This is a genomic window from Nostoc sphaeroides (assembly GCF_003443655.1).
Taxonomy (GTDB): domain Bacteria; phylum Cyanobacteriota; class Cyanobacteriia; order Cyanobacteriales; family Nostocaceae; genus Nostoc; species Nostoc sphaeroides.
Window position 1 is genome coordinate 5,454,602 of record NZ_CP031941.1, and the last position, 18,204, is coordinate 5,472,805.

The following is an 18,204-nucleotide window of genomic DNA, read 5'->3' on the forward strand; positions in this document are numbered from 1 at the left end:
ATGAATCGCGTCTGTACAAGAGAGACGCGATTCATCGCGTATACTCGTTCCCAGGTTCCACCTGGGAATGCATTCCCAATGGCTCCGCCATCGATTTTGAACAATGAAAATGAGAGAATAGCGTAGGCGTAGCCCGTACTTCGACCCCTCGACAAAGCTCAGGGCAACGCAAGCTCAGTGACCATCGTAGACATCGCACTTCCTCACTCTCTTACATTACCAGTTTCTTGGCTTGACAACTGCTGTACCTGCTCCACAGTTAAGCCCGTGACTTTGGACACTATCTCTATAGACATTCCCTCTTTAAGTAAATTCATCGCTACACGCCGCACTTCTTCAGCACGACCTTCAGCTAAACCTTCAGCAAGGATAGCTTGATAAGTTACTGACTCCTGCATAAGAGCTGATTCATAAAGAAAATCTTAAGGAAACTAAAATCATTACTAGGTCTGAGTTTCAGCGAATAAATGTATTACTGGCTCAAATTCCTGAAACGCCTACAAGACAAGTACTTTACTTGAGTTTACAAATTAGCTCTGAGAGTGATAGATTCTCCTAACAGCCAAGTGGCAAAGTCACTGGAGAAAGTTTCAGCAAGGAACTTACAAACGTTATCGAACATTAAAAGATTTTATCACCTGTAGGCTAGCCCGTCGTAGACATCGCTCTAAAATTGGTGCAATGATGCAAGTTACAATCGAAAACTATGGCCTAGTAACTTTGTTACTTGAAAAAGAAGCAATTTAAGTATATACACTAAAATGATGAATAACAGTAGCCTTTAGACCGTGGTGTTCTAATTGATGAGAGAATATTAAATTAACCATCATAAAAGTTTAAATTCAGTCATCATGGCGAAAATCCAGTTTTCTAGAGGTCTTGACGAAGAAGTAACTCCAGAGGTGCGCTTGACGCGATCGCGCACTGGTGACAGTGGTACAGCGACGTTTATTTTTACGAATCCAAAGATTTTAGATCAAGGTAGCACCGAAGATATTACCGGGATGTACCTGATTGACCAAGAAGGAGAGATAATTACCCGTGAAGTTAAAGCTAAATTTATCAACGGGAAACCGGAAGCATTAGAAGCACTTTATATAATGAAATCTCCCCAAGAATGGGAGCGCTTCATGCGCTTTATGGAGCGGTATGCTGAAGAAAACGATCTGGGACTGAGCAAAAATGAGGCATAGAGCATAGAGCATTGGGCATAGGCACGGTAATTGTTGTCATGCCCAATTATCCAAGATCACAAGTTCATGACTAAGCTATAATGCCACAACCCCACCCAGACTCGCCTGAAATTACGGTAACTTGTGCCATAGTTACCGTCAGCGATACACGCACTTTTGAAACAGACAAAAGTGGCCAGCTAATTCAGCAATTACTCCTTGCTGCTAACCATGCTGTAGGAGCCTACACAATTATCAAAGATGAACCAACACAAATTCAAGAGCAGATAGCAAATCTAGGTAAAAGCTCAAATTTGAATGCTGTAATTTTCAGTGGTGGTACAGGCATTGCACCAAGAGATACTACTTATGATGCCATTGAAAAGTTATTAGAGAAAACCTTACCGGGATTTGGTGAGTTATTCCGTTTTTTAAGTTATCAAGAAATTGGTTCGCGGGCGATCGCTTCTCGCGCTGTTGCTGGTGTTTATCAAGATAAATTAATTTTCTCGCTTCCTGGTTCCAGCAATGCTGTGCGGCTGGCGATGGAAAAATTGATTTTACCCGAACTGACTCACTTGGTAAGTCAAGTTTGTAATTAGTCATTGGTCATTGGTCATTAGTCATTAGTATCAAAAAGCACGAATGTTTGTGAAGAACTACTAATAACTAATAACTTCGATTTTCCCCATGTCTAAAGCCATCGGCTCTCCACAGCGCAAAGACTTTGGTAAAATGAGCAGGTTTGAGATAGTTACTATAAAAAGTTTTGTAAAACTAAGGCATAAGTCACTAAAATCATCCTTTTTATACTTACATTTTTAGGGTATCAAGAATTATAGTGAAACGGATAAAATTTTAATATAAGATCAGCAATGGAGCCTATTTACTGGAATTGCATAATTGCTCACGGCATCACTGCATTTTCCTACTTTGGCATCCCCATAGTAATAGGGGTTTTCTTTGCCAAAACTAAGGCAACCATCCCGAATAAGTTTTGGCTAGCCTTTTTCTTATCAGGTGGATTCGTACTATTTTGCGGATTTCATCACTTTCTGGCGATCTTTGAGTCACATCTGGCAGTGTCGCTGCTGCACTTATGCGTACTTGATCTAATGGCGCTTGTTTCCTTGTGTGCCTTACTCTACCTAATGCCAATCGCTTATCAAATTATAGAGGCGATCGCCAAATCTCAAGAAGATAGCCGCGAACTTCAACGCAGCCAGCAGATGCAACGGCTATTTCTAGATCAGGGGCCGTTTTGTGCCTATATCAAAGATGAGCAATCTAGAGTGCTTTATTATAACCAGGAACTACAATCTAGATTTTCGGTAGATTCACAAGAATGGTTGGGGAAAGCTGATAGTGAATTCTTGGCAGATCCAGAAGAGGGACGGCGGGTTATGGAAAACGATCAAATCGTTTTGAAGACTCTACGCCCCTTAAAGCTGATTGAAGAGGTTAAAATACCTGGTAGCGATCAGCCGTGCTACTGGCTATCGTTTAAGTTTCCTTTTAGCGATGGCGCAACGGGCGCTTGCCGCATCGGTGGCATTAGTATCGATATTACAGAATCTATAGAAGCACAGCGATCGCTCACCGAGCTAAATCGGCAGCTAGAAGAAAAAACACTGAAATTAGAAGCAAAAAAACGAGAACTTATATATCTCTCAGATATGGCGGATATGCTTTATTCCTGCGAGTCTGAAGATGAGTTATATAAAGTGATCGCTTTAACCTGTTCTCAGCTGTTTCCTAATATGAGTGGTTGTATATTTATAATTGCTAATTCTAAGAATTATGTTCAAATGAATAGTTTTTGGGGAGATGAGAGAACTAGTAAAGAAATATTTTCCCTATCTGAATGTTGGGCATTGCGGAGAGGAAAATTAAACCTTTTATCGCCTCATAATTCAGGACTAATATGCAATCACTTAAAAGAGCCTGTTAGCGGCACACATTTATGTGTTCCATTGTTTGGACAAGGCGAAGTAATTGGTATTTTACATATCTATGCGTCTGAAGAAATCAATCCAGAAGCTCAACAAATTACTGAGATTATTGCTAGAACCTTAGCCATTGCACTAAATAATCTATCGATAAAACAACGTCTAACCTATGATAGCTTGCGGGATGGAATGACCCAACTATTCAATCAAAACTATTTGCAAACCATGATGGAACAGAGGCTAGCAGAGGCTGAACGGTCGGGGCAATCGGTTAGTGTTGTTTTCCTTGATATCGATAACTTCAAATCTTACAACTCGCGCTATGGGCATTTGACTGCCAACATTGTTCTCCAGGGATTAGCAAAACTGCTATTAAAATCTATTCGCTCCTTTGACATTGCTTGCAGATGGGGTGGTGAAGAATTTGTGATTGTGATGCCTAATATGACACTGGAAAACCTTAGGAAGCGAGTAGAACAACTTAGGATAGATGTTCAACAAATGCAATTGAGGGACGGCGATCGCATTCTCGAAGGCATTACCGCTTCTTTTGGAATAGCTGTATCAGAACCAGGGATTACAGTTAAGGATTTTCTGAATCGGGCAAATCAAGCGATGCTTGAGGCCAAGCGAACAGGGAAGAATCGGGTTATAGAATATGTAAACAGTTATTATTAATTCATAATTCTTCTTCAAGAATTATGAAAATTGTAGGTTGGGTTAAGCAAAGCGCAACCCAACAAAGTCTCGAAATGTTGGGTTTCGTTTCTCAAACGCCACTTGCTACCCTGCGGGAACGCTAAGAGCGAACAAGTGGGGAAACCCGCAAGGGCGCTGTGGCTCCCCAACCTACACATTTCAAGGTTTTTAGCGCTAACCCAAGCGTACTAATTCATAATTCTTGAAGAAGAATTCAGCTATTCTGAATTCTGACTCCTGACTCATGAATTCTGTTCGATAAAAAACAACTCCCTGGAGATGTGGGAGTTGTCATTTTGTATTGAACTATTTTCTCAAAACATGATTCAGAATGGAGCGATTGCCAAGCAAATGGCAGCCAAAATAGCAGCGATGACATAAAATACTCCAACCACTTGCAATTCTGACCAGCCAGTGAGTTCTAAATGATGGTGTAAGGGTGCCATTTTGAAGAGGCGCTTGCCTTTGCCATCGGGGCCTTTGGTGGCTTTGTAATAACTTACCTGTGCCATCACCGAAAGGGTTTCTACGAAGAAAATACCACTGAGAATGAACAGAGCTACTAGGGTGTTTGTCAATAGGGCTACAGCCGCTAAAGCGCCGCCCAGTGCTAAAGAACCAGTATCTCCCATGAAAACGCGGGCTGGGTTACGATTATGGGCTAAGAAACCTAAGCAGCCACCACTTAACGCAGCACAGAAAACCATCAAACCTGGTGCTGTTGGGGCGACTAAAGCACCTAATGCCAAAAGTGCGATCGCTACTGTTCCTGCTGCCAAGCCATCAATACCATCTGTTAAATTAGTCGCATTACTTTCTGCAACTAGTACAAAACCGGCTAAAGGCCAAAAGAGGAATCCTAAGGGTAGTGTGAAGCTAACCCAAGGTAAAGCAATATTTGTAATATTAGAAGGTTGATTAAACATCAGCCATAGACAAAACACAGCCGCAAAACCTACTTGCAAAGCTAGTTTCGTTTGGGGAGATATACCTTTATTTGATTTACGGCGCAGAATTTGCCAATCATCGAGCCAGCCAATCAATCCATAGCTGATTGTCAAAGCCGAAACTGCAAGCACGTCTGTAGCAAAGTTAGACAATATGCAGGCAATTATCACACCTACAGGGATAAAAAATATACCTCCCATTGTTGGCGTGCCTGCCTTTTTTAGATGGGCTTGGGGGCCATCTTCACGAATTATTTGTCCAGTTTTGAGCGCTTGAAGTAGGGGTATTACCCAATAGCCCACGGCACCTGAACCCAACGCACACAAAAGTAGTGGCAGGGTTAATGACATACTTTGCCAGGGTAGCCTACTGGCCATCGAATCCAATAAAAATGCTGTTGTAGCTAGCCCTACGGTTAATAAAGAGGCTAGAGCGATTCCAGAAATATTTAAACCTTGGTCAGGAGATAGTTTAGCGTCCACAAAAGTTTCCCTTCACTCCACACATATAAAATTCAATATCAGCAACTAAGGATACTACCAAGTCCTTAGCACAGCACACCGGAAATAAACATACCATTTCAAATGGCGCAAAAGCGCCGAATCGGATTCTTTGACTTTTGACTTTTAACTTTTTTACCCTGAGCGAAGCCGAAGGGTAACTTTTGACTTCCGCCTTACGGTACTAGCCTGAAAAGGCTAATCCTCGGCGATTCCTATATCGTCATCATCATCAAGGTCGTAGCCAATCCCATCTTCTATACCCATTAGGGAGTCTATTTCTACTTCGTCATTTTGAAAATCCGGTTCGTGAACGTCACGCGCGATAATCCGGTCGTTGGTTTGCAACCAGTCCAACAAAGAGGACTCTGGTTTTAAGGGGATGACATCAGCTCGCTGATTACGGGGTACTTCACGTAATGGAGAGTTCAACATATCGAGGAGGACAAGAAAAGGTTTACGTAAGTTGACATTTAGAGTCTATCACTTGGCACGGATTTATTTAGTTATCTTTTCAACGCTTTAATTGATAAATCCGCATTCAGATAGAAATTTTTTATTTAATAGGCATAAGGCTTATGTCAAGCGATTTAGTAGTAATTTTTATGGCTTTACACATAGGTCATGAATATCTTGTTTATGCTGATGGAAAGGACTGATTTTTGAGGTGACAGGCGATGAGCAAAAAAGCGGCTCTAATAGATGCGATCGTTGGGACAAATCGCGGTCTACTGGCGACTGAGCTACAGAAACAGGTTATCTTAGCTGCGATCGCCAATTTAGAAGATTTTAATCCTACACCCCATCCGGTAGAAGCTAGTAATTTGCTAGATGGTAATTGGCGATTACTATACACCACCAGCAAGGCTCTTTTAAACTTAGATGGTCTACCTTTGTGCAAACTGGGTCAAATCTATCAGTGTATCCGGGTGGATACTGCCAGTGTTTACAACATAGCTGAGATTTATGGCTTACCTTATTTGTCAGGATTAGTTAGCGTTGCTGCTAAATTTGAGCCAGTTTCAGGTCGGCGTGTCCAAGTAAAATTTGAGCGGTCTATTATCGGCTTACAACGTTTAATAGAATACAATTCTCCGGTAACTTTTATCCAACAAATTGAAGCAGGTAGAAAATTTCCCGCAATTGATTTTGCAATCAAGAGTGATAAACAGCAAGGCTGGTTAGATATCACCTATATAGATAACGATCTGCGGATTGGCAGAGGTAACGAGGGAAGTGTGTTTGTCTTAACTAAAACATAAGCTTCTACAAAATAAACGCTTGCGAACGAAGGTACACTATAACGTGTGCCTTGTCAAGTAGGTTATAATACTGTTTTTTGGGGAATGGGGAGTAGGGAATGGGGGAGATAAGGGAGGTGAGGGAGATGAGGGAGAAAGAATAATTAATATTCAATCCCAATTCCCACTCCCCACTCCCCACTCCCTACTCCCTACTGCCTACTCCCAATTCAGACAAATAACTTAACAAAGACTCTTGCTGCTACCTTCAGGTTGTAGAGTGAAATCAATTAGCCCTCTAGATTGGCAATTGATAACTAAAAGGGAAAATAATCATGGTTCAACGTGGTTCTAAAGTACGTATTCTCCGCCCTGAATCCTACTGGTTTCAGGATTTAGGAACTGTGGCTTCCATTGACCAAAGCGGCATCAAATACCCTGTAATTGTCCGCTTTGAAAAGGTCAATTACTCTGGTATCAATACCAACAACTTTGCCCAGGATGAATTAGTCGAGGTTGAAGCACCAAAGGCTAAAGCACCTAAAAAATAGCAGCAAAGCTACAAGGGGCTTGTTTGATGCGATGATGAAGGGTAGTCTGAAGTCTGAAGTATGAAGTCTGAAAATTTCAGTTCATTCATCTTTCACCCAAGCCTACCCTAATCTATGAGAAGCTGCCCTGCGGGTATTTACGGTTTCTCTTGGGTAGTAATACAAGCTATTACGGCTGTGTAAGTTACTACCCCATCCATTATTTATTCAACGCCCAAGTACATCAAAATTGCTTGCTTAATCAGTTTGAATGCCTGAACTGCCTGAAGTTGAAACAGTCCGAAGGGGCCTAAATCAATTGACCCTTAACCAAGAAATTACGGGTGGAGATGTGTTGCTCGATCGCACCATCGCCTACCCGTTTTCTGTTGGTGAGTTTGTTGATGGAATTAAAACGAATGCGTACCCCTCCGGGGTTGGCGCAGCCATCGCTACTTGGCATCGTCGCGGTAAATATCTCCTCGCCGAATTCTCCCCCACTTCTCCCTCATCCTCCTCATCTTCCTCTTCATCAACCGGCTGGCTAGGGGTTCATCTGCGAATGACCGGTCAACTACTATGGGTGCATCGAGATGAACCATTACATAAGCACACGCGGGTTAGATTATTCTTTGGGGAACAGCAGGAATTACGCTTTGTTGATCAGCGTACCTTCGGGAAAATGTGGTGGGTTCCGCCTGGTGTTGCTGTAGAAAGTATTATGACTGGTTTGGCAACACTGGCAGCAGATCCATTTTCACCGGAATTCACTGTCGAGTATTTAGCAAGCAAACTCCAAAACCGCCGCCGTCCGATTAAGACTGCGTTACTTGATCAATCGGTGGTGGCGGGATTAGGTAACATTTATGCTGATGAAGCCCTGTTTAAGAGTGGAATTTTACCTGAAACTTTGTGTATAGATTTGCAGCTAAAGCAAATTGAGCGTTTGCGAACAGCGATAATTCAAGTTTTAGAAACCAGCATTGAGGCTGGCGGTACGACTTTTAGTAATTTCTTAAGTGTTAAGGGTGTCAATGGCAATTATGGTGGTGTTGCCTGGGTTTATAACCGCGCTGGAAAACCCTGTCGAGTTTGTGATACTCCAATTATGCGGATTAGGTTAGCTGGGCGATCTAGTCACTTTTGCCCACAGTGTCAAACAGGAGAGACGCGATGAATCGCGTCTGTACAAGAGAGAGGCGATGAATCGCGTCTGTACAAGAGAGAGGCGATGAATCGCGTCTGTACAGGAGAGAGGCGATGAATCGCGTCTGTACAGGAGAGAGGCGATTAATCGTACAAGAGTTAGGAGTTTTTAGCTCGGAAGTCTTTTAAAATGCGGATAAGTCTAATCTAGAAATTTGAGAGGGGAATTCATGGCAGTCAAAAAAGGAGATATGGTTCGCGCTATCCGCGAGAAACTGGAAAACAGTCTGGAAGCAAAAGCCAGTGATACTCGCTTTCCTTCTTATTTGTTTGACAGCAAGGGCGAAATTGTAGATATCAAAGGTGATTATGCCCTGATTAAGTTCGGGAAAGTGCCAACGCCAAATGTTTGGTTACGTGTGGATCAGCTTGAAGAGTTTAAATAATTAAGCTCATCCCACCCCTAAAAGGGGATGGGATTTCACGTTAACTGTTAACAGTTAACAGTTAACAGTCAACCGTCAACCGTCAACAGTTAAGTGAATTCTTGAATGATTATGTCTTCTTCGCCTAACTCCCCAATTGTGTGTAATTTACCTCGTGTCACCATCGTGGGTGCAGGTAGGGTTGGCAGTACTTTAGCCCAACGCGTTGCGGAGAAAAACCTGGCTGATGTAATTTTACTAGATATTATTGCGGGAATGCCTCAAGGTTTGGCGCTGGATTTGATGGAAGCCAGGGGAATTGAAATACATAATCGTCAAATTATTGGCACGAACAATTATGCTGATACATCTGGTTCCCAAATTGTGGTAATTACCGCCGGACTTCCCCGCAAACCAGGGATGAGTCGGGATGATTTGCTGAAAACTAATGCCAAGATTGTGGTGGAAGCGGCAAAGAATGCGATCGCTCATTCTCCTAATGCTATTTTTATTGTCGTCACTAATCCGTTGGATGTGATGACTTATTTGGCTTGGCAAGCAACGGGTTTACCACGCGATCGCATTATGGGTATGGCTGGTGTGTTAGATTCCGCCCGTTTTGAAACCTTCATTGCCCTAGAATTGGGGGTTTTGCCTGCCGATGTCAAAGCAATGGTTTTGGGTAGCCACGGCGATTTAATGGTTCCGTTGTCTCGTTATGCTACCGTTAACGGCATTCCCATCACGGAATTGCTGGATGCAGCCACAATTGAACGCTTGGTAGAAAGAACTCGCAACGGTGGCGCAGAGATTGTGGAATTGATGCAGACGGGTGGTGCTTTTTTTGCTCCGGCATCGGCTACTAGCGTGATGGTAGAATCGATTTTGTTAAATCAGTCGCGGTTGTTGCCTGTGGCGGCGTATCTGCAAGGTGAATACGGTTTAGAAGATGTTGTGATTGGTGTTCCCTGTCGGTTGGGATGCGGTGGAATTGAAAGTATTTTGGAATTAAATCTCAGCGATCGCGAAAGAGAGGGTTTGCACATTTCGGCTCAATCTGTGCGTAAAAGTATTGAGCGATCGCAGGAAATTTTGGGTAACAATGGGTGAGCAAATAATTCGTAATTCGTAATTCGTAATTCGTAATTCGTAATTCGTAATTCGTAATTCGTTAATGCTTATATAAAGAAACCTCTCCCTGGTTTTACTACGTAAAACCGTCCCTCTCCGAGTCGGAGAGGGAAAAACTTGAACTTTAGTTCAGGTTAAATGCGAGTTTGAATTCTCCCCCTTACCTAGTAGGGAAGGGGGCTAGGGGGTTAGGTTTCGCGTTAGCGGCGGGAATCCTCATCTGCGGGGTCGCCGTAGGGGTCTTCGCTAGCTGGACGGACGTTACCAAACTCCCCTTGGTCTGCGGGGTCGCCGTAAGGGTCTTCGCTAGCTGGGCGAACGTTGCCATAAGACGCGATATCTGCGGGGTCGCCATAGGGGTCTTGACTGGCTGGAATCACGTTGCCGTAAGATGCCGGATCTGCGGGGTCGCCGTAGGGATCTTCGCTGGCTGGACGGACATTGCGATCGCGGTATTCAGCATCTTCAGCTTGATCGCCGTTATTTCCCAACAAGAGATCCTTCGCCTTTCGGAAAAATTCATCTACCATAATCTGTCTCCTGATTTAAGTTTGTGTTTCCGACGTGCGCGAAAGGCGTTATCCTCCGGGAAACCCGCTTTCTTATTTACACACGCTTCGCTATCTAGAGGGCTGGAGCTGCGGATGAACTTATGCCAGTTAGATCGCGACCTGAAGTGTTGCCGTTATAGCCTTGGAATTGCCGATATTGTTGTGCTTGAGATTCTGGTACTCGAATTCCTTCTGATGGTGGAGTTACCCAATGAGCGCGATTTTCAGCATCGCGGTAGTATACACGCCCGTTCTTAGAAAGATAGTACTTACCTTGCGCTCCTTCTTTCGGAGCATTCTTATGTTGGTTGTACATGTAATAAAGTGCCGCAGCACCTGCCAAAATTGCCACTTTTTGCCCTGTACCCAATCCTTTCTTAGCTTCGGTTTGGCGATCGCTCACTGTTCTACCAACGGTATCATCAACCGGTGGTGGTGTAGCAGTTTTGGAACCGCCTCCGCAGCTACTCAGCAAGGGTACGGTTAGCAATGCGGAAAGCAGCACTGCAAATAGACGCGAAACTATTTTACGTTCTTTATATACTGTGTTCATCGGATTTCGTCATCACCTGTATTTACTAAAAGCCTTGCTGTTGCAAATACAAAGTTGGAATTCCTGTTATTTCACCTGGAATTGAAAGAACATATACCACTTAATTTACAACTGCACAGCTACAGCGTTTCACTGTTATGATGATCGATTTTCTCAAGTATTCCATCCTGCCTTCGAGAGAAACTGCATTCATCCGAAGGAAATATATTGTTGATTTTTTATTCATCAATTTAGCCTAAACGCGGAAATATTCAGCAATTTCTCGGTTAGTTTTTCGGGATAAATAAATTAAAAAGATACAGTTACTATCATGATTTTTGCCAAAAAGTATATTCAATATGACATCAAAAAATACAGCCCAAACTAGAACTCGTCTCCTTTTGGCTTTGTGGGATTTGGGAGGAACGCAGCAGGAAGTTAAGAAGGGTCTACTCACTAAGCGAATTGTATCAAAAAGTCAGAAGGTAGCAGATTATCAGGGTTCACTTGAAGAATTGCAGAATCAAGGTGCGATCGCAATTTCCACAAAGGGATATTCTCTGACATCTGGCAAGGGTTTAGAGGTGTTGGGTGAGGGTTTGAGAAGTGGCGAGTTTAAGTTTGAAGGGACGATTGTCGGTACTTGGGCGGCGAATGCGTTGGTGAGGTGGATTAGTCAGATTGATGTTGCGGTGGCTGGTGCAGATGTACTGGTTAATGGGAAAGGTGCGATCGTGGAGCTTTCCAAAGGAATCGCATCTTACGACGAGTTTAAGTCGGTGGCGTTGGAAGTCTACGACAAGTTGAACCAAAACTACAACTTAGATGATCTCGTACCAATTTATCGTATCAGGAGAGAAATAGGCGATCAAGTGAGTCGTACAGAATTCAGTGAGTGGCTACTGGAAATGCAAGCTGATGACATTTTGCAGCTGATGACTGGAGAAGTACCAGACTTTACCCCTGATAAACGTGAAGATTCAATATCTATACCTGGTGCAGAACTACGTTCTTACGCCAAACGCTTGATTTAATCAAATTGCCCGCACTCTTTGTAATTTCTCGCACCATATCAAATCACTATGACAAATACCTTCGTTTCTTCCATAGAAGCTGTCAATGCCGCCATTCAAAATCATAATCCGTTTACCAATGATGGCATTGTTAAAGAACAGGATGTCTGGGGAAAAGGATTCCCTGATGTCGCAACTCTAAATGCCCATGCTTCTAATAAAGTTTTTGAGGCAATTGAATTTGTGCGAACAAGCCAATCTAGTCAAGACAAAGTGACTTCAATTGCCATAACTGCACAAAAGGGGGTTGGGAAAACCCACATTCTCAGTCGCATTCGTCATCATCTGGAAAAAAAAGGTGGTGCTTTATTCGTCTATGCAGGCGGTAATAATTATACAGACTTAAATTTAGTTAAGTACCAATTCCAGCAAACCTTGGCAAATAGTCTGAGTAAAACTGGTAGCCAAAAAGTAATGCAGTGGCAGGAAATAGCCACCGCTATGGCACACGAAGGTAGAAGTGATAATTCTCCCACTCCAGAAGAGTTAGTCAAAAAATTTGACCAAGTTTATGCAAATAGTTTGGCTCAAAATAAAAACTTAATGAATGCTCTGCAAAAACAAGTTCTCAAAAATAAACCCAATGCAGATCCCTATATTCTACGAGCTATTTTGTGGACGCTTTCAGAAACTCAAGCAACTTTTGCAATTCAATGGTTATCTGGTAAAGAGTTAGCGAAATCTAATGCTGATGAGTTGGGATTGCCTAATCCTAATAAAACTAATCAAGATAGAGAAGCTGAAGCTCTCAGAAATATTCAGCAAATTTTGAATTTGGTTAGTTTCTATAACCCTGTCGTCATTTGTTTTGACGAAATAGATGTTATTAACAACTCTACTGATGATGGGTTGCCAACAGCAAGCATAATCGCTAATTTTGTTAAAATTCTCCATGATACTCTCGAAAACTCTGAACTTAGTCAAGGTGTTATTATTCTCACAGTAATGTTATCCGAAACATGGAGAGATCAAGTAAACTCTCTATCAGGTGGTACACCTGACAGAATTTCAAAATATACACAAAGAAAACCACTGGAATTAAAAAACGTTAGTGGCGATTCTATAGTTGAATTAGTTACTGCTTGGCTGCAAGAGTATTACAGTTCAAAAAATTTAATTCCTCCTCATCCACTCTACCCATTTGAAGAAAGTAAGCTGAGGGAATATGGCAAAGTAAGTAAACCAAGTGTAAGAGAAGCTCTACGATGGTGTGCAGATAACTTTAAGATTTATGAAGAACCACTTCCATCTGATCCATTTGATAGATTTGAACTGGCATTGAAAAGGGAAAGTGAAGCAGATATTGGAGATTACCTAGAGAATAGTGAGCTAATTGCTGATGCTATCTATTTTGGTTTTGGAACTTTGAAAGGTAAGATTTTAGAAGGAGTAATGATTGAAGAAGTGACAAATGATGTCCAACCCAAGACATACTATGTAAAGTATATAAATTTCAAAGTTATCGGAAATGAAAACGGGAAAAAACTAAAAATCGGTGTAGCTGTAATACAGTCTTCTCAAGTTACATTAACCGCAGGATTAAAATGGTTAATCGACTACGAAAAGTATGATCTTACTCGTGGCTGTTTAGTTCGTTCACAATCTAAGATAAAACAGATGAATAATAATTCATCTGCATATAAGTTACTTGACGAGCTTGTATTAAAAAGAGGTGGAGAACACGTCGATTTGATAGAGGAGCAAATTCGCCCATTGATAGCAATTTTAGCTGTTTATCAAAAGCGGCTAGCTTATAAACTAACAGATGAAGAAATTTTAGATATCATTTTAAAGAAGAACATTACAGTTGATAATCTATTACTTAGAGAGATTTTAAGTAACCCATCTGGTAATATGCCTACCGTTAATGAAGAGGAGGAAGATATCCAACTAATAAATGATTTACTTAATCCTTCAAATATAAGTGAAGCAGATGACTCTGATGAATTGAGCAAGTTATTTAGTAATCATGAATGAATCAGTTTTGATTTATAACGCTCTATGTCTATCTGCTCCTGATATTGAAGCTTTAATAGAAGGGCGAATGATTGCAGCCATGCCTCGTAAATTGCTTAATCCTGGGCAAAAATTCGCTCTTTACCCCCTTGATTATTCCACAAATCAGCTTTCAATTGAGCAATGCTACCACCCAAACTTTTTGCCTATTGCTCAAAATGCTTTGACACAGTTAAATAGTCAAGGGATTTTATTACAACCTAAGCAAATAAGCTTACTTAAAAATGAAGAACAGTTAAAATTATCCCTCTTATCTCATAAGACAGCTTTAATTAAAGCTTGGGCTAGATGTGAACATTGCCAAATACTTGATAAAACTAAAAATTTAGATATTTTGTCTCAGCTAACAATATGGAAACCAGAAGTATTTGAGGCACTATTACAAAAACAACCGCATATTTTTTTGGCTTACTTGCGAGTTTATCATTTACCTCAATTATGTGAAGTTACAGCTAATGCGAACATTCAAGAAAAATTAGGTAAATTTGTGGGTTTACCTAATATTGGTGTTTCTGAAGCCAACCCAGTAATAAACGATCGCACCTTCACCGAACGCAAACGCCAATTAGAAAAGCTAGAACCCGCGCTGCATCCTGAATTAGAAGAATTGCAGAGTGCGATCGCATCCCTGACCATTAGCCAACCAGCAGCTAAACAATTAGACGACGATATCAAAGTATTTTTGGGTTGGAGTAGTGACAAGCTAATTAAGCAACCCGATGCAAATTTAACTTGGATAAATGATATTGCAAAATTGGGCGATCGCAGCATCGAAAAAGATGAGGGTAAAAGCAACTACCAAGCTGGTACAGACTTTGAAATCATCGCACGTCGTAGCCTTGATTTTTTAGGATTCAAGGTTGAAGAAGACTACAAAGGTGGTGCAGGTGGCTTAGACTTGTTTTGCTCACAACCTTATCCTCTTGTATGCGAATGTAAAGCAGGTAAAAGCATTCCTGATCGTGCAGTAGAAGAATTAGATAGGATTGGTAAAAGGCATCTTAAAGAAAATTATCTTCAAGCTATGCGGTTGATTATTGGCCCAGGTCAACCAACTAAAAATCTGAAAGAATCTGCTCAGATATCTCAAATCAGTATTATAAATGTAATGACTCTACAAAAACTCGTTGAATTAAAAGTAAAATATCCAGGTGCTATTAACTTAGTCGAATTAAAACAATATTTAGAACCTGGGCAAATTGACTATAAAATTGATGAATATATCGATAAAGCTGAAAAAGAGATTAAGTTCCGATCGCAGATTCTCACAGCCGTCAAAGAACTCTCTGAACAAGACAACGAAACTGCAAAAGCTACACATCAGAGTTTCATAGTTACAGAAATTCGTGTTCATTACAATGCTACTCATAATCCCCGGTTAAATGATGAAGCAGTTCATGATTTACTGATAGAACTTTCTTCACCCTTAACAGGCTATTTAGGACGAATTAAAGGTAGTGATTGGAATAGCGATCGCTTTTACTTTCTCCGCGATTTACCTATTAACTAAAGATAGTTTATCTCGCAATTGTTCAACTACAACTTCTCCATCAATACCTTCCCCTCTATCCAGTTGCTCAATAGCAACTTCAACTTTTTCGCGTGTTTCTTCCACCCACTGCTGATAACCTTTTTCCCACTCTAATAGCAACTTCAATGCTTTACTAATCACTTCTTCAGGATTTGCATATCTACCTGTAGCAATTTGTGCTTGGATAATTTGCTCTAGTTCAGGTTTAATTTGGATATTCATGATTTATATTCTAGTTTATTGACAGCTTTAAGCTTATTTTAACAACATTTAAATTTAGATTAATTGAATAGCGATCGCTTTTACTTTCTCCGCGATTTACTTATTAACTAAAGATAATAAATTTATTTTTTACCTATGCTTTATCTGTGTAATCTGCTGTTCATTTAAAAATATAGCACTTCTCCTTTACGTGAGGTACACTCGTAGGGGCACGGCACTGCCCATTGGTGTCAACTTAACGTAAAAGCCATGTCCCGCAAGGAACTGAAGTTCCAAGAATAATAGCGAAAGTCTTCTATTGATGACTAAATAATACGAAAAATCTTTAGTCTACTTCAGTAGACTTTAGCTATGAGCCTTGGAATTTATTCCCAGGCGGGCGTGGAAGCCAACAGATAAGCTATTTTTAGCTTAAGTTGACACCTATAGGCACTGCCGTGCCCCTACACCCCGCGATATAATGTTCTACCGCATCTGAATGGGAACCGCTATAACTGCGATCGCAGTTATCCTAAAGTTAATATACCAGCCTGATAATTCACCACCAACGGCAGAATTTTTAGCCACTCTGAACCTAACAATACTTCCGTAATTTCATTGCCCACATAAACATTAATTTCATACTCTTGTTCGTTTAATATCAACTTGCCTAAATAAATATCAAATCTTGATTCTCCCTTAGCAGTTCGTAGAGATTCCTCACCGATATAAAACCAGTCTAGACCCTCTAAATCTTGTTTGTTAATAGCGAGAAAGCCTGTAAAACCAGTATCCAACATAGCATCTACAGGCAAATCTAATCCATCAGATGTAATCAAATCAATTTCAAAAAATAGTTGCCCATTGTCTCCAAAGTCCCCCTTAATCATATTGTGCCAGTTGTTCCCGTTTCATTTAAACAGAATACACAATGTCTACTATTTGAGTATTTTTCAAGGGATTTTTTATGAGCTTGCATTCTATCTGCATCAATTAAGTAATCACCACTATCTGGCTCCACTGCAATATACCAGCCGTAGTGTTCCTTAATCAAATCGGGACGTACACGCTCAAAAATTTCCCTACAACGCCGATAAAATAACTCATCTTCAGCTTTACGTCTAGCAAGTTCTTCTGGTGTTAAAGTACGCTCTGGAAAAATTCTGCCTCTACGTGCAGGTTGTTTTGCAGTTGATTCAGTCATAGTAATTAACCCTATTTATTAATGCTGCCTTAACTTTATTTGACAGAAAGATAAAGGCGATCGCTTTTACTTTCTCCGTAATTTACCTATTAACTAAAAATAATACAATATATCTCTTTTCTTACCTCTGCGTTCTCTGCGCCTCTGCGGTAAGCCTACGTTTAAAAATAACTAGAGTACGAGTTGTTTTGGGGTTTATTCATTTATAAATAATTAATACTATCTCTTGACTTAATTTTATTTTATGAGAAGTAATAACCAGCGATCGCGCAGCCTTCCCCAATCGCTATCTTCCTTTTTTCTTCAGTATCTTTTATTTATAGTGATAAACTTTACAAAAATTTTATACTTAGCCACTATGTAACTTCATTTACATGATGTAAGAGATTTAGTACTGTCGAAGGAACAGATTATACTGACTACACTGGTGTTCATTAATAACTAACCCATAACAAGTTTTAAACTTAGGTGGAGATGAGCCATGTATTACCAAATTTGGAATTTCTTTCTTAAAGAAGAAAAATACATTTATTGGAAAGAAAAAATAAAACTTAACAAAAGTTTTGACAAAGTTACATGGGAAAAGATTATTGATTTTTTGTCGTTAGTAGAGCAAACTTTCCAATTGAAAAGTCAACTAGCAGAAACCGATAGCCTTGAGCCATTTCTGAAGTTAGCAACAGACAATGGTTACAATTTGACGGCAGAAGAACTTGGCTGGTTTCTTGTGACGAGAAGACAGATTTGGGATCTTTTTGATTTGGCACAAAAAATGCCATCTCTTAAAGAAGAATTGCTCATAGCTAAAGATCCGCAGCAGTTCGTCAAAATAGCAGCCGAAAATAACTATTACTTTTCTGTAGAAGAGTTAGCTTGGTTGTTAATTGAAATCAAATCATCGTCAGAATTAGTGTCCATCAACAATAGTGTTGGGGAGATTCTCACAGGTTCAAACTACGGCAGAATTGAAATAGGATACTGGATTTGGCTAGCAGAAGACTGGGGAATTGTCCCAGCATTCTGTCATCGAGAGAAGCCGGGTAATTTATTATCTGGAGATACCAACAATCCTTTTTTACTCGATCGCTGTTTCCTACCCAAGAGCTATTTTAATCAACGCCTCTTGGTAAGTAGTAATTCATAATTCGTAATTCGTAATTCGTAATTCGTAATTAAAAGGATTTTTAAAAGACAATACGTTCAGTTAAGCATTTTTTCCTTCTCTTCCTTTGCGTTCTTTGCGGTAGCCAGAGGGCAAGCCCTCTGTCTTGGTGCAGTAGCTTATGGGGAAACAAACTCCCAACTTTTGGAGACGCTTTGCGTTGGCGGAAGCCTCTCCCAATGTGAGAAGACCG

At 40.7% G+C, this 18,204-nt stretch carries 20 protein-coding genes and 1 pseudogene; 12 read left to right on the forward strand and 9 right to left on the reverse strand.

From position 1 onward, the window contains the following. Positions 1–203: 203 nt before the first annotated feature. Positions 204–398: a hypothetical protein gene (locus tag D1367_RS24280; protein WP_118168866.1), complete on the reverse strand. Its 195-nt coding sequence runs from the start codon at positions 396–398 to the stop codon at positions 204–206. A gap of 140 nt (positions 399–538) precedes the next feature. Further along, positions 539–622: pseudogene (locus tag D1367_RS32405) on the reverse strand (Rpn family recombination-promoting nuclease/putative transposase); the annotation flags it as partial. Between the two features lie 229 nt (positions 623–851). On the opposite strand from D1367_RS32405, the gene psb28 reads away from it, so the two are divergent. The 3 genes from psb28 to D1367_RS24305 all read left to right on the forward strand — a co-directional run bounded on the left by psb28 (position 852) and on the right by D1367_RS24305 (position 3,799). After that, the gene (gene psb28 / locus D1367_RS24295; protein WP_118168868.1) at positions 852–1,193 is read left to right on the forward strand and encodes a photosystem II reaction center protein Psb28; all 342 of its coding nucleotides are present in this window, start codon (positions 852–854) and stop codon (positions 1,191–1,193) included. Positions 1,194–1,270: 77 nt separating this feature from the next. Next, positions 1,271–1,774 carry a MogA/MoaB family molybdenum cofactor biosynthesis protein gene (locus tag D1367_RS24300; RefSeq protein ID WP_118168870.1) on the forward strand — a complete coding sequence of 168 codons (504 nt, stop codon included), beginning with the start codon at positions 1,271–1,273 and terminating at the stop codon, positions 1,772–1,774. Positions 1,775–2,047: 273 nt separating this feature from the next. Then, a complete protein-coding gene (locus D1367_RS24305; protein WP_118168872.1) occupies positions 2,048–3,799 on the forward strand; it encodes a diguanylate cyclase domain-containing protein in 1,752 nt (583 codons plus the stop codon). Between the two features lie 347 nt (positions 3,800–4,146). Here the strand turns inward: D1367_RS24305 and mraY are convergent, their stop codons facing one another. Then, positions 4,147–5,250: a phospho-N-acetylmuramoyl-pentapeptide-transferase gene (gene mraY / locus D1367_RS24310; protein WP_118168874.1), complete on the reverse strand. Its 1,104-nt coding sequence runs from the start codon at positions 5,248–5,250 to the stop codon at positions 4,147–4,149. Positions 5,251–5,466: 216 nt separating this feature from the next. Next, positions 5,467–5,703 carry a DUF3134 domain-containing protein gene (locus tag D1367_RS24315; protein ID WP_118168876.1) on the reverse strand — a complete coding sequence of 79 codons (237 nt, stop codon included), beginning with the start codon at positions 5,701–5,703 and terminating at the stop codon, positions 5,467–5,469. A gap of 242 nt (positions 5,704–5,945) precedes the next feature. Between D1367_RS24315 and D1367_RS24320 the strand changes: the two genes are divergently transcribed. The 5 genes from D1367_RS24320 to mdh all read left to right on the forward strand — a co-directional run bounded on the left by D1367_RS24320 (position 5,946) and on the right by mdh (position 9,720). Beyond that, positions 5,946–6,530 carry a PAP/fibrillin family protein gene (locus D1367_RS24320; protein ID WP_118168878.1) on the forward strand — a complete coding sequence of 195 codons (585 nt, stop codon included), beginning with the start codon at positions 5,946–5,948 and terminating at the stop codon, positions 6,528–6,530. Between the two features lie 314 nt (positions 6,531–6,844). Beyond that, the gene (locus D1367_RS24325; protein WP_094349537.1) at positions 6,845–7,060 is read left to right on the forward strand and encodes a photosystem I reaction center subunit IV; all 216 of its coding nucleotides are present in this window, start codon (positions 6,845–6,847) and stop codon (positions 7,058–7,060) included. Positions 7,061–7,310: 250 nt separating this feature from the next. After that, entirely contained in the window at positions 7,311–8,216 is a 906-nt protein-coding gene (locus tag D1367_RS24330) for a DNA-formamidopyrimidine glycosylase (protein ID WP_118168880.1), read from the forward strand. A 199-nt stretch (positions 8,217–8,415) separates the two neighbouring features. Then, the gene (gene ndhO, locus D1367_RS24335; protein ID WP_118168882.1) at positions 8,416–8,631 is read left to right on the forward strand and encodes an NAD(P)H-quinone oxidoreductase subunit O; all 216 of its coding nucleotides are present in this window, start codon (positions 8,416–8,418) and stop codon (positions 8,629–8,631) included. Between the two features lie 111 nt (positions 8,632–8,742). After that, the gene (gene mdh / locus D1367_RS24340) at positions 8,743–9,720 is read left to right on the forward strand and encodes a malate dehydrogenase (protein ID WP_118171641.1); all 978 of its coding nucleotides are present in this window, start codon (positions 8,743–8,745) and stop codon (positions 9,718–9,720) included. A gap of 221 nt (positions 9,721–9,941) precedes the next feature. On the opposite strand, the gene D1367_RS24345 is transcribed toward mdh, so the two are convergent. Then, positions 9,942–10,271, reverse strand: coding sequence for a translation initiation factor (locus D1367_RS24345; protein WP_118168884.1), 330 nt, complete (start codon positions 10,269–10,271; stop codon positions 9,942–9,944). A gap of 94 nt (positions 10,272–10,365) precedes the next feature. Then, positions 10,366–10,845 carry a hypothetical protein gene (locus tag D1367_RS24350; RefSeq protein ID WP_118168885.1) on the reverse strand — a complete coding sequence of 160 codons (480 nt, stop codon included), beginning with the start codon at positions 10,843–10,845 and terminating at the stop codon, positions 10,366–10,368. Positions 10,846–11,183: 338 nt separating this feature from the next. On the opposite strand from D1367_RS24350, the gene D1367_RS24355 reads away from it, so the two are divergent. The 3 genes from D1367_RS24355 to D1367_RS24365 are packed head-to-tail and all read left to right on the forward strand — an operon-like array spanning position 11,184 to position 15,423. Further along, positions 11,184–11,858: a hypothetical protein gene (locus D1367_RS24355; RefSeq protein ID WP_118168887.1), complete on the forward strand. Its 675-nt coding sequence runs from the start codon at positions 11,184–11,186 to the stop codon at positions 11,856–11,858. 48 nt (positions 11,859–11,906) lie between these two features. After that, a complete protein-coding gene (locus D1367_RS24360; protein ID WP_118168889.1) occupies positions 11,907–13,874 on the forward strand; it encodes an ATP-binding protein in 1,968 nt (655 codons plus the stop codon). Then, positions 13,867–15,423 (forward strand): DUF1802 family protein, encoded by a 1,557-nt coding sequence (locus D1367_RS24365; protein WP_118168891.1) that lies wholly within the window; start codon positions 13,867–13,869, stop codon positions 15,421–15,423. Before D1367_RS24360 ends, D1367_RS24365 begins: the two co-directional genes overlap by 8 nt. Here D1367_RS24365 and D1367_RS24370 read toward each other — a convergent pair. The 3 genes from D1367_RS24370 to D1367_RS24380 all read right to left on the reverse strand — a co-directional run bounded on the left by D1367_RS24370 (position 15,409) and on the right by D1367_RS24380 (position 16,849). Beyond that, complete coding sequence (locus D1367_RS24370; RefSeq protein WP_118168893.1) at positions 15,409–15,666, reverse strand: ribbon-helix-helix domain-containing protein; 258 nt, start codon at positions 15,664–15,666, stop codon at positions 15,409–15,411. The two genes, D1367_RS24365 and D1367_RS24370, sit on opposite strands and share 15 nt — an antisense overlap. 506 nt (positions 15,667–16,172) lie before the next feature. Beyond that, positions 16,173–16,535 (reverse strand): aspartyl protease, encoded by a 363-nt coding sequence (locus D1367_RS24375; protein WP_118168895.1) that lies wholly within the window; start codon positions 16,533–16,535, stop codon positions 16,173–16,175. Further along, positions 16,532–16,849: a hypothetical protein gene (locus D1367_RS24380; RefSeq protein WP_118168897.1), complete on the reverse strand. Its 318-nt coding sequence runs from the start codon at positions 16,847–16,849 to the stop codon at positions 16,532–16,534. The genes D1367_RS24375 and D1367_RS24380 overlap by 4 nt, the downstream gene beginning before the upstream one ends. A 481-nt stretch (positions 16,850–17,330) precedes the next feature. Here D1367_RS24380 and D1367_RS24385 point away from each other — a divergent pair, with 481 nt between their 5' ends. Beyond that, a complete protein-coding gene (locus D1367_RS24385; protein ID WP_118168899.1) occupies positions 17,331–17,993 on the forward strand; it encodes a Nif11-like leader peptide family natural product precursor in 663 nt (220 codons plus the stop codon). Positions 17,994–18,204: the final 211 nt, after the last annotated feature.